This window comes from Streptomyces sp. NPDC031132 (assembly GCF_055570595.1).
Genome location: NZ_JBVIGX010000073.1, coordinates 1 through 10882 on the forward strand (window position 1 = coordinate 1; position 10882 = coordinate 10882).

Below are 10882 nucleotides of genomic sequence, written 5' to 3' on the forward strand. Positions count from 1 at the left end.
GCTCGGCCCCCCTGCCTCGCGACCAGCCGCAGAGACGGGAGTGGGCATCTGGGCGGCTTGTACGCCGAGCTTGGTCAGGCGCTCCTGCTGTTCGGGCAGGAGCGCGCCCAGGTGGCCGGCTGCTTCTGCTGCTGGAGCCACTTGCCGATGTCGTCGCCATCCCTCAGCACGCCGGGTGCGATGTTGGGCAGCTGGCCGTCGGCGTCGACCAGGTGGGCCAGTGGCGCTGCCAGTGGGCACGTTCATTCGTCGGAGGCCCGGCGTGCGGAGCGGCTTACGCTGCTGGAGCGGTTCGTCGAGGTGGGGGCCGAGGCGGAGCGCGCGGCCTTCAGCCGACCGCGCGAGTGGGACGACACGACCCCTTGGTTCCTCACGACCCAAGACACCATGAACAGACTCTAGGTCGCGGAACGACTGATCCGTATCCAGTTTCCGCTGCCCGTGCACGACGCGGCACGCAAGTACTTCCTCGACCTCAACCGGACCGTGTGGGAAGGCTTGCCCGACGGTGAGAGCGTACGCGACTACCTGGAGGACAACAGACTGGCCTTTCTCGACGCGGCCCGAGCGGTCATGGGATAGCCCACTGCGGGCTGCGAAGGTCATTTGCGGGACAGCCCTTAGGCGGCTTCTCGGTGCTCGATATCTCATTGCGGGGAATCGCTCCGCGAGACAATCATGGCCGCTATGGAACGGCCGAGGCAGATCATCGAGTGCGGAGACTTCAACCTGCGACGGTGGAGGGGGCAGAGCGACTTCGATCCGGCGTTCAAGCTGATCGAGGAGTCTCTGGACCACCTGCGACCGTGGATGCCGTGGGTCGCCCGTCACAGCGAGGAGAGCACTCGCAACTACCTCGCGAAGTCCGACGCGAAGTGGGACAGCGGTGATGCGTACAACTACGCCATAGCCCGGGACGACATACTGATCGGCATGTGCTCGGCCTACCGCGGGGCCGAACCTCAGGGCTGGATGATGGGCTACTGGCTGCACCCGGGCGCCACCGGCCAGGGCATTGGCACGCGAGCGGCGGCGGCCCTGGCGAACGAGGCATTCTCCCTGCCGGATGTGGAGTACCTGGAAATCGCACACGACCTGGCTAATGTCTCCAGTGGCGCCATCCCGCCGCGATTGGGCTTCGGTGAAGTCCGACGGGAGCAGATAACGCCGCCCGCAGCCCCCTCGGACAGCGGAATCGACGTGATCTGGCGCCTGAACCGCCCTACGGCACCCCTGAACGGCACTGTCCCCACCGGACTATCTAAGACCGGCTGAGTTCAACTCCAGCCACTCCTGCACCAAACGAGACGACCTCTTAACCGGAGGTGCGGGGTGTGCCCGCCCCGCCCAGCGGGCGAAGCGGGGCGGTAGGCGTCCCGGGCTGCGATTTTTGAGTGGCTAGTGCTCTGTCTGGAAAGGTCCACCGGCTTACTCGGCACGTCTAGCGTGCTCCTATGAATGATCATGGTGTTGCTCACGGTTTCACGACGGTGGACACGCAGCCCCGGCCGGCTGAGTGGATTCAGGTCCTGGACCAGCTGAGCGCGGAGCCGTTCTACGCCGCTTACAAGCAGCGGTTGCAAGAGTTCCTGCATGCCGAGACCGGTGGGCTGTTCCTTGAGGTCGGAGCGGGTACCGGGGATGCAGCCGTGGCCCTGCGCTCGCGCAGCGGGGCCGAGGTCGTCGCGGTCGACAGCTCCTTGACGATGATCGCGCAGGCACGGGACCGAGGACTGCCACGCGCCGCTGTCGCGGACGGGCACCGGCTGCCGTTCGCAGCGGGTCGGTTCGACGGCGCCTGGGCCGACCGGGTTGTGCAGCACGTCGCTGAACCGGCCCGGGTGCTCGACGAGTTGCTACGGGTGGTCCGACCCGGCGGCCGCGTCGCCCTGGCCGACCCGGACTACGACACCCAGGTACTCGACATCGACGACCAGGAGCTCGCCCGCCGGGTGCTGTGCTTCAGGGCCGACGTGAGCCTGCGCAACGGCTCGCTGGCCCACAGGCATGCCGGAATGCTCGCGGCCCGAGGCATCCACGACATCACGGTGGAAGCCCGGACCCTGGTCGTGCGCGACCCCTCGGCGGCCGACAACGTCATGGGCCTGCGCACCTGGGCGCACACAGCCGCAGCCCGGGGCTACCTCGACCCCGTGGACGCAGACCGGTTCGTGACCCAGTTCGACGACGCCGTGCGCACAGGCCGCTTCACCTATGCCGTCACGTTCTTCCTCACTGCGGGCACGCTGCCCCTGTCAGGCCGATAACCACGGGTGAAGGCGGTATGCGGCGCATCAGGCCGCGGTCGCGAGGGGGCGTCCGCCCCAGCGGATGCCTCTCTCGCTGCGGATCCGGGTGCGTTCCTTGCGTTCGGCGGCCAGAACGTCGCGGTGGCGGGCGTTGGCGTTGCGCCACCGCAGGTAGGCGTGCAGGGCCCGGGTCTGCACGGTGTGGTTGGGATGGTTCGAGTTGGCGATGGTGAACTGCCTCAGCGGTCCGAAGTGGGCTTCGATCGGGTTCGCCCAGGACGCGTAGGTCGGGGTGAAGCACAACTGGACCTTGATCTTCTTCGCCCAGCGGCGGATGTCGGCGCCCTTGTGGGCGGACAGGTTGTCCGTGATCACGTAGATCGGGGCGCCGTCCGGGCGGGCGGACCGGATCGACTTCAGCGCGGCCAAGGTGTTGGCGGCACCCTTTCTGCGGCGGTTGACGCCCCACGGGGTGTCGTCGCTGATCGAGTAGCAGCCGTGGAAGTAGCGCACCCCGTGGGTGCGGTGGTAGGTAGCGGGATGCCGCTCGGGCCGGCTTTGCTCGGCCCAGCCCGAACCCGCCGTGGGACGAATCCCGAGCGGGCCGAACTCGTCGAAGACGAAGACCCGGTCCGGGAAGAGGTCGAGGACCTCCTCGATCCGGTCCAGCTTCGCCTCACGGTCGGGGGCCGGGATTCCTTCCATGTCTTGGTGCACTGGAAGGTCACGCCGCGGCGGGCGAGCAGGCAACGCAAGGCCTCGCGGCCGATCTGGATGACCCGGCCGTGAACTTTCCGCAGATAGGCGGCGAGTTTGCGGATGGACCAGCGGGTGAAGGGCTGACCAAGTTTGGTGGGGCGGGTGGTGGCCCTACGGATGACGAAGTCCTCGTCGTCAGGCTTGAGCAGGCGGGGACGGCCTCCCGCCCACCGAGGGTCCAGGCAGGCCAGGCCGATCTCGTTGAACCGGTGAATGACGTCCCGGACGGTGTCCTCGTCGGCCTGCACCAGCTGGGCAATCACCGGCACCCGGTTCCCGCCGGCCGAGGCCAGCAGCATCGTCGCGCGCCGGTAGCGCACCGAACTGGTGCTGCCGCGGCGCACGATCTGCTGCAGCTTCTGACCCTCCTGGTCGGTCAGTCTGCGCACACGGACAGGCTCAGCCACCGCACCTCCAGCGGTCGGACGGACGCCACCGCACATCCAACCGACACGACCACCAACCAGGCGAACCTATGCGGTCAGGCACTAGGGCGCCTGCATGGGCCGCGGCGCCCCCGGCTCGGGGCCGTCACACCTCGAGGGTGCAAAGCTAAGACCTTCCCGCGGCTGCACGTCGTCCTGGCGGATCGTGCCGCGGGCTCCCTGTGTGGGCCAACACCCTGCCCCGCCTTCAGCGCGGCGAGCCCTGGTACGAGATCGGCGTTGACGACCCGCACCGGCGCCGTGCCCGCTATCCCGAAGCCGTCGGCCGCTGACCGGCGCCGGACAAGCCCAAGGGGAGCCTGGGCAAGCCGCCCCAAACACCGGCTTGCCCACCCTGGCCGGAGGCGCTCCGGCCAGGCGGCGTCGGTAACGGCCGTCCCTGGGCTTCCCGGCGCACTGCAGCTGGCCGATGACGGGTGATCGACGACCGGTGCCGCCTCGGTCGGGAGTTGCACGGGTCGGTCACGGCACCACGTGCTGTTTGACCGATCGTGGGATACGGATCGGTCGCGGGTTCTGCTGGGCAAGCCCCCGGCACGGAGGGCTTGCCCAGCGTCCGGAGCGCGTGGCGGGATGTTCCCGAGGTCGTGGCGTCACCGTCTGGAGCGCGGCGGCCCGGACTCCGTCCCAAACGGAGATGGCGAGCTGGGAGTCATCCCAGGTAGTAGAAGTTGATCTTGTCGCAGTTGAAGTCCATGCCGCCGCTGGAGATCCTGCTCGACCGGCGCCACCAACTCGCTCTCCACACGGCCCATGTCGATGGCCTCACCCAGCTCCTGCGCCAGGCCATCGGCACCATCGGGGCCCGCAGCCCGCCCGGGGGCGGCCGGTGCGTCCATTGCGGACGGCACCGGCCGTGCCCGCCCGTTGTGGGAGCCGGCTGCCGGACAAGCCGGTGGCGGCTTGTTGGCTACGCGGGCCGCGCCACGGAGAGTGATCTGGTAGGCCCGGACCGAACAGCATGGGGTGATGCCGACTTCAGGCGGCTAGGTCCGCATGCACGCTGTCGACTCCTCCAGACCGTCAAGTAGTTGCTGCTATGGCAAGTAGATGCCGGGATGCAAAAGGGGATGCCTCGGCGGCGACGGGAGGGGCGTGTCATGAGTGAACAGGCTGATGCAGCTGCAGCGTTGAAGGGGACTGCCCGGATCGAGGCGACCGCGCGGGTGCGAAGCCGCTGGTACATGGGCTACCTGTGGCTGTTCGCCGTACGACAGCCTGTGACTCCGCGCGGCTACGGCGGCTTGCACATCAAAGTGATGGTCGCTTGGACGGCCGCCTACGTCTTGGCCCTCGTGCTCGGCTACACGGTCTTCATGAACAGCGTCGCCTTCGCCGCCGTAGCTGCTCTCGTATGCGCGCTGCCGGCTGCCGCGGCGGCCTGGCGGGAAGCGCGCGCCGCATGACGCAGGAAGCCTCGGCCGGCGCAGGGCACAGCCCTCACCCCCGACACGGCCTCGCTCCTCTTCTGGCCTCGCCTGTGCGTCTGTCGATCGTCGCGGCTCTCGCTGCTGTGGAGAAGGCCGAGTTCGCCTACGTGCGGGATCTCGTGGAGATCACCGACTCCGCCTTGTCGAAACAGGTCTCGCGCCTGGAGCAAGCGGACTGGGTGACAGTTGAGAAAGGGCAGGTCGGACGTCGGCCGCGGACCTGGTTGCATCTGACCGAGGACGGAGCGGATGCCTACCGGCGCCACCTTGCCGCGCTGACGGCGATCGCGGGCCCACTGGAATTGAAGTGAGATGGACGGGTGAGAACGGCTGGCCACGGCGTGAGCAGCCGTTCTCAGTCAGCCCGTCGACTTCTCCTCAGTGTCGCCCGGATGCCTTCTACGATCCGATGCATGCTGGATCCCGAACTGCTGGAACGGATCACCGCGCGACGTGCGGAACTGGACGAGCTCGAAGAACAGCTGGCCAAGCAGCTGGAAGCGGTGCGGGCTGAGCGGGATGAGCTCGCCGTCGCCGAACGCGTCCTTGAGAGGGTGAGCGAACAGCTCGCCGAGGAACGCGCCTCCGCCCGGCTGGCGCCCGGGCAGGCGCGCCATCGCCGCCGTGCGGCAGGCCGCCGGACCGGTCATGGCCCGCGAGGTCGGCGAGGTGGTGGGGGTGGACGTCGGCGTGAAGGCCAAGCTGGAACCGCTGCGCAGTAAACTGGTCAGACTCGTCGATCGCGGCTGGCTGCGGAAACTGCCGGACGGCCGGTTCACCACCCGCCTGTGACCGGGAGCGCCGCCATTCGGAGCGGCTCGGCACGGGCGTAACCGGGGCGCCCCCGGCGGCCGTTGGAATTGTGTGACGAACACCAAACAGCGCGCCGAGGACACCTGCCCGCTTGTCTACCAGTGCCGCCTACCGCTGTCCACGCGCACGGTCAACCACCTCGCGACCTGCTGCGGCGTCATCTGAAGGCAATTCGGTCCAGGTGGACGATCCTGCCGCCGGGGAAGATCGCGGTGTCCTGGCCGTACTGCGGCACGACCAGCGCCTGGCCGACCTGGCCGGCGGCAACAACGTGTCCGAGTCCACCGTACGCCGCTGGCGCGACGAGCTGGGACCGTGATCAAGCGCACATTACGGGGAGCGATGACTTTGCTGATCTCGGCCGGTCGGATGAGCGACAACGCAACTTGAGGAAGGCTCGGTCATGACCCCCACGCGCAGTGCATCCCGACATGTCGCTCCCGTAGCGCCCGCGTCCCGCGCGGCGGTAGGCCGGTGGCATCGCGGCCGGTGTCGCGCAGGGCGTCGCCCGTGACGGCTTCGATTTCAGCCGGAACGCGCTCAGCCAGCTTGCGCTCGGCGAGGCGGGCTGGGTGCAGACAGTGAACTTCCTGCTCGCTGGCACCCTGCTGGTTATGGGGGCGGTCGGTCTTCGCCGAGTGCTGGGCGGGACCCCAGGCGGCACCTGGGGTCCCGCCCTGATCGGTGTCTTCGGTGCCTCGTTCTGGGCCGCGGCGGTCTTCCCGGCCGACGCCGGAGCGGGCTTTCCCGCCGGAGCTCCCGACGCGACCGTGATGAGCAGCCACGGTGCAGTCCACATGGCCGCAGGCATGGCCGGCTACCTCGCTCTGTGTGCCGCCCTGGTCGTGCTCGCCGGCTCGCTCTCGGCCGGGGCCACCACCGGTGGGCCGTGGCCTCGCGTCTCGTTCCCGTCGCCGTCCTTGTCGGTTTCGCCGCCTCCGCCGCTTCCGTCCTGGCTTTCACAGCCGGAGCAGGCCTCGGCCTGCTGTGGCTGACAGCGGTCACGACACGCCTGGCTTCCGACCCGGTTAATCACTGACCGCTGGCCGACGGCCGCTCCCGCTACGCCCCCTCGTCGCTCACGCCCTCGCCGAGGACTCCGATACGTACTCGGGCTAGAGCGCTGCGTCGGGTGACGCTTTGCCCAGGCGGGCCGGGAGCCCGAAGAGCGGGAAAAGGCGTTCGGTGTCACGGTAGGCCGTGATGCCGCTGATCCGGTCGCCGCGGAACTCGAGGACTTGGAGGGCCCAGGGCACGTAGCCGGTGCCGTCTGCCTGGGGGCGGTACTGGCCGAAGCCGGGGGATCCGTTTGCCACGGTCGGGACGAGCCGTGAGCCGCGGCAGCCGATCGCGGGGCCGGTGAGCCAGGCGTGAATGTCGGGGAGGCCGCGCATCCACTTGGAGTACGGGGGCAGGCACAGGGTGGCGTCGACGTGGAGGAGCATGTTCAGCTCCTCCACGTCGTGGCGGGAGAAGGCCGTGGCGTACCGCTCGGCCAGCACCTGGCGGACGCTGTCGCCGGACGGCCGGGCTACCGGCCCGTCCGGCGTGTTGCGGCAGTCGTCCAGCGTGGCTCGGGCCCGCTGGAGGGAACTGTTGGCTGAGGCGACGGTGCAGCTGTGCAGGTCGGCGACCTCGCGTGCCGAGAAGCACAGGACGTCCCGCAGGATCAGAGTGGCCCGCTGCCTGGGCGGCAGGTGCTGCAGCGCGGCGACGAATGCCAGCCGCACCGACTCGCCCGCCGTTGCGGCCGCCTCCGGATCACCGCTGGGGCAGGGTTCCACCCACAGGACGGTCTCCTGCGGGGGCGCTGGCGGGGTGCCGCCTCCGCTCGGGCTGGACAAGTCCATCGGCAGCGCCCGCCGCTTGCCCGATGCGAGGGCGTCCAGACACACGTTGGTGGCGATGCGGTACACCCAGGTCCGCAAGCCTGACCGGCCCTCGAAGCGGTCGATGCTCCGCCACGCTCGAACCAGAGCCTCCTGCACAGCGTCCTCGGCCTCGGCGTAAGACCCCAACATCCGGTAGCAGTACCCGGTCAGCTCCCTCCGGCACTCCTCAAGCCCCTCGGCCACTGCGCCGGGCGCCCCGGTATCCCCCATGCCGCACTCCTCCAAAAAGACAGTCCCAGGCCGCTGACCTGGCGCTCCACTGTAGGAGCAGCACCCCAAGGTGGAGGCGCGGGGCTCCTCCGAGGATCTGCTTGGGAACCTTGAGCGCGTAGTTGGCCGGACGGGCCGACTACGACCCTCAGTCACAAGTCTCGAGGGCACCCTGCTGTGCTGGTTCGTCCGGCGGCGTGTGCCGGGCCGGGGCCGCTTGCCGGGGGCAGGCTGATGGTGGGGGCTGCGAGGGTGGAGGAGGCCCCGGGGATGGTGTTGGGAGTTCACCCCCGCCCCGTAGGCGGCTGGCCCGGAGCAGGGCCGTGCCCTGCGCGGTGGCGGCCCGTTCCCGGCGGAGCGGAGCCCAGGCGGTCAGCCAGGCGCGCACCAGTGCCCTGCCGGCCCTCGGTGACCAGCCGCCGGCCGACCACCTGTTGGCCGCCGTGCTGGTCTCCAGGCCCGGCACGGAGCCGGACGCGGCTATCGGTGCCACGATTGCGCCGCATCTTCGTGGCCGTGACCGGAGTCGTGAGGCAGGGCGAGGCGGGGGCCGAGTCGGAAGCGCATCTCCCCGGCGGCCTGTCGTACTTCTTCGGAGCGGGTTTCGTCTTCGAGGGCACCGAGGAGCATCATGACCGCTCTTGCTTCGTCTGCGGTCAGCAGCTTCAGGCGGGTGTTGGTCGCGGCGTCCAGGAGCACGCCGAGGAAGTCTTCGTCCATGCCGGGACAACGCGTTCGTTGCACCGCCGTTCACCCGGTGCCGGTGTTCGTGCCGGGCTGCCCTCCGGGGGTGGGGTCAGGTGTGGAGGCGGCTGTTTGCGCCGTCGTGCCCGTCGGCGTGTTCGTCGTTGAACCAGTAGTCGCCGGCGGCGAGGTAGCGGAAGGTGTGCGTGCTGTGGGTGGGCAGGGATACCTCGGCGGTGCGGGTGCCGTCGCCTCGGGGTGTGAGGGGGTGGGCGGCGGGGTTCCAGTGGTTGAAGTCTCCGACGACGCTGACTGGGCCGTCCGGGTCGCCTTCGGGCAGGACGAAGGTGACCTTGGTGCGGTCGTTGACCTTCTTGCGTTCCAGCACGGTGTTCTCCAGCCATAGGCGGTCGGGCGGGCTCGGGCATCGTCGCGTGTGTGGGCCCGGCCCCGGTGGGACGCGGCCGGTGGTCTGGACGCCGGTCACCTGTCCGGGTCTCGGCCGATGAGTGCAGGTGACAGCGATAGACCGTCTTCGGCGGCGGAGCGCGGGTTTTGGGTGCGGTGCGGGGCCCGGCCGGGGTGGCTTCTTCGACCGGCCGGGCCCCGCGTGCGGGGACCTCACCTCGCCCTGCCACCGTGCCACGGCCCTGCCCGTACCGCTCGCGCGAAGCGGGGCCGCGTAGGCCGTTCGGGAGTGCGGGCACGCGTTGGACGGCGTCTGGCGTGGCGCTGGTCGGCGCATCACGGAGCACCTTGTCCTGGGTCAGGCGTCCGTGATCGGGAAGAGGCTGTCGGTACCGGTGATTTCCAGGAGGCGCAGGAACTGCAGCTGCGGGTTGCGGAGGCTGATCTGCTTGCCGTGCACCTCGGCTGTGTGCCGGGCCCGGATGAAGGCGTTGAGGCCGGCCGAGTCGCAGAACGACAGCTCGGCGAGGTCGATGATGATCAGGCTCGGGCCGCCGGGCTGGGTGATCGCGGTATGCAGCACGTCGTACAGCATCGGGGCCCGGTCGATGTCCATCTCACCGCCGACGGGCACGACCACGCGCCGGTTCGCGTCGCCCACGCCCACACCGCGCTCGCGGTCTTGATCTTCCATGCCACCCAATATGCGGCACGCTGCGCTGCAGGGGGACGTATGGACGGGCAGGCCTCCTGGCGGCGTTGCAGCCACTGCAGATCGTGCGGGTGGGCCCTGGTCTGGTCGGCGCTGACACCACGCCGCCCGCATCGCGAGGCAGCCCGGCTCTGGGGCCGCGCCGGCGCGCCCGGCTGCAGCACCGGTGCTGGCGGCGCCCATGCCCGCGGCTCCTTCACCCGCGGCCCTGGCATCAGCTGTGCGGGAGGCTGATTCAGCGGCGGCTGCTCCTGCACCGTTGAGTGCCACGGCGGCCAGGGTGGCGGGTTCGTGGGACGGCTGCCGGGGGGCATCGCTTGCAATGGGGTGAGTGCGGAAACCCGTGCGGCAAGGCGGTGGCGGACGCGACGGACGGGTGGACGCGTGAACTGCACCGGACGGGCTGCCTGCTGGGGGTTCTACTTCAGCATCGCCTCGGGTGCCCGGGATGTGACCGGTGGGGGTAGACGGAGTGCTCGACGATGCCGGCGTAGGCGCACCGGTCGGAGGCCGGCCCTGTGGCGGCTCGATTCCTCCGCCGGCTACCGCAGGCTGGTGCGCCTGCGGCATTCCATCCTGGCGTCGCGGCCCCCAGCGCCGGGCGAGCGACGCTGCCGCGCGCGGGCAGCCACGGTCCCGGGGTGGTTGTCGGGCGAATGCCGTTACTGGTCGAGGGCAGGGGGCATCCATCTGTCTCGTGGCCTGTCTGCGTGAGCGGGCTGGCCTGCACCCGTTCACACGAGGACGAAGGAGTACGACGGATGGCAACGGCTCGCGAGATCATGACGGCGGACGCGACGTGTATTGGCGCCCAGGAGACGGTCCTTGAGGCCGCGAAGAAGCTGACCCAGCTGAAGGTCGGAGCTCTGCCGATCTGCGGCACGGACGAGAAGCTCAAGGGCATGCTCACCGACCGGGACATCGTGGTGAAGGTCCTGGGAGCGGGCAAGGACCCGGGCTCGGTCAAGGCTGGCGACCTCGCACAAGGCGAAGCGGTGACCATCGGCGCCGACGATGACGCCGCGGAGATCCTGCGCACCATGAGCGAGCACCAGGTTCGCAGGCTGCCGGTCATCGACGGGCACACGCTGGTCGGCATCGTCGCGCTTGCCGATGTCGCCCGCGCGCTGCCGGATGCGAAGGTCGGCGACCTGCTCCAGACGATCTCGGAGAACTGACCAGCCCCTACGTATCGAGTGCCTGGGTATCTGCATGGCGCGGGCCCCCACCGGCCGGTGGGGGCCCGCGCCATGCAGATACCCAGGCACTCGATACGTAG

Annotated in this window: 12 protein-coding genes and 3 pseudogenes; 9 read left to right on the top strand and 6 right to left on the bottom strand. The window is 69.6% G+C overall.

The window, feature by feature from the left end:
- Nucleotides 1–249: 249 nt before the first annotated feature.
- The 3 genes and pseudogenes from ACZ49B_RS38705 to ACZ49B_RS38715 all read left to right on the top strand — a co-directional run.
- Nucleotides 250–582, top strand: a pseudogene (locus ACZ49B_RS38705) (hypothetical protein); the annotation flags it as partial.
- Nucleotides 583–687: 105 nt separating this feature from the next.
- Entirely contained in the window at nt 688–1275 is a 588-nt protein-coding gene (locus tag ACZ49B_RS38710) for a GNAT family N-acetyltransferase (protein ID WP_468315914.1), read from the top strand.
- Between the two features lie 179 nt (nt 1276–1454).
- On the top strand, nt 1455–2267 hold the full coding sequence (locus ACZ49B_RS38715) for a methyltransferase domain-containing protein (protein WP_468315916.1): 813 nt from the start codon (nt 1455–1457) through the stop codon (nt 2265–2267).
- A gap of 27 nt (nt 2268–2294) precedes the next feature.
- Here ACZ49B_RS38715 and ACZ49B_RS38720 read toward each other — a convergent pair.
- A pseudogene (locus ACZ49B_RS38720) lies at nt 2295–3415 on the bottom strand (IS630 family transposase).
- A gap of 1139 nt (nt 3416–4554) precedes the next feature.
- On the opposite strand from ACZ49B_RS38720, the gene ACZ49B_RS38725 reads away from it, so the two are divergent.
- Nucleotides 4555–4860, top strand: a complete 306-nt coding sequence (locus tag ACZ49B_RS38725) for a hypothetical protein (protein WP_468315919.1) — start codon at nt 4555–4557, stop codon at nt 4858–4860.
- A complete protein-coding gene (locus ACZ49B_RS38730; protein ID WP_468315921.1) occupies nt 4857–5195 on the top strand; it encodes a winged helix-turn-helix domain-containing protein in 339 nt (112 codons plus the stop codon). The genes ACZ49B_RS38725 and ACZ49B_RS38730 overlap by 4 nt, the downstream gene beginning before the upstream one ends.
- 48 nt (nt 5196–5243) lie before the next feature.
- Here ACZ49B_RS38730 and ACZ49B_RS38735 read toward each other — a convergent pair whose 3' ends face one another.
- The gene (locus ACZ49B_RS38735; RefSeq protein ID WP_468315924.1) at nt 5244–5534 is read right to left on the bottom strand and encodes a hypothetical protein; all 291 of its coding nucleotides are present in this window, start codon (nt 5532–5534) and stop codon (nt 5244–5246) included.
- Here ACZ49B_RS38735 and ACZ49B_RS38740 point away from each other — a divergent pair.
- From ACZ49B_RS38740 to ACZ49B_RS38750, 3 genes and pseudogenes are all read left to right on the top strand, one after another.
- A complete protein-coding gene (locus tag ACZ49B_RS38740; RefSeq protein ID WP_468315926.1) occupies nt 5533–5676 on the top strand; it encodes a hypothetical protein in 144 nt (47 codons plus the stop codon). The genes ACZ49B_RS38735 and ACZ49B_RS38740 overlap by 2 nt on opposite strands.
- Nucleotides 5677–5878: 202 nt before the next feature.
- Nucleotides 5879–6016: a hypothetical protein gene (locus ACZ49B_RS38745; protein ID WP_468315928.1), complete on the top strand. Its 138-nt coding sequence runs from the start codon at nt 5879–5881 to the stop codon at nt 6014–6016.
- An 84-nt stretch (nt 6017–6100) separates the two neighbouring features.
- Nucleotides 6101–6736 (top strand): annotated as a pseudogene (locus ACZ49B_RS38750) (DUF998 domain-containing protein).
- Between the two features lie 76 nt (nt 6737–6812).
- On the opposite strand, the gene ACZ49B_RS38755 reads toward ACZ49B_RS38750, so the two are convergent.
- The 4 genes from ACZ49B_RS38755 to ACZ49B_RS38770 form a co-directional block, all read right to left on the bottom strand.
- Nucleotides 6813–7799 carry a sigma-70 family RNA polymerase sigma factor gene (locus tag ACZ49B_RS38755; protein WP_468315929.1) on the bottom strand — a complete coding sequence of 329 codons (987 nt, stop codon included), beginning with the start codon at nt 7797–7799 and terminating at the stop codon, nt 6813–6815.
- A 480-nt stretch (nt 7800–8279) separates the two neighbouring features.
- A complete protein-coding gene (locus ACZ49B_RS38760) occupies nt 8280–8519 on the bottom strand; it encodes a hypothetical protein (protein ID WP_468315932.1) in 240 nt (79 codons plus the stop codon).
- A 76-nt stretch (nt 8520–8595) separates the two neighbouring features.
- Nucleotides 8596–8871: an isoamylase early set domain-containing protein gene (locus ACZ49B_RS38765; RefSeq protein WP_468315934.1), complete on the bottom strand. Its 276-nt coding sequence runs from the start codon at nt 8869–8871 to the stop codon at nt 8596–8598.
- Between the two features lie 378 nt (nt 8872–9249).
- Nucleotides 9250–9585, bottom strand: coding sequence for an STAS domain-containing protein (locus ACZ49B_RS38770; protein ID WP_468315936.1), 336 nt, complete (start codon nt 9583–9585; stop codon nt 9250–9252).
- Between the two features lie 779 nt (nt 9586–10364).
- On the opposite strand from ACZ49B_RS38770, the gene ACZ49B_RS38775 reads away from it, so the two are divergent.
- Nucleotides 10365–10781 carry a CBS domain-containing protein gene (locus ACZ49B_RS38775; RefSeq protein WP_468315939.1) on the top strand — a complete coding sequence of 139 codons (417 nt, stop codon included), beginning with the start codon at nt 10365–10367 and terminating at the stop codon, nt 10779–10781.
- The last annotated feature ends 101 nt before the right edge of the window (nt 10782–10882 follow it).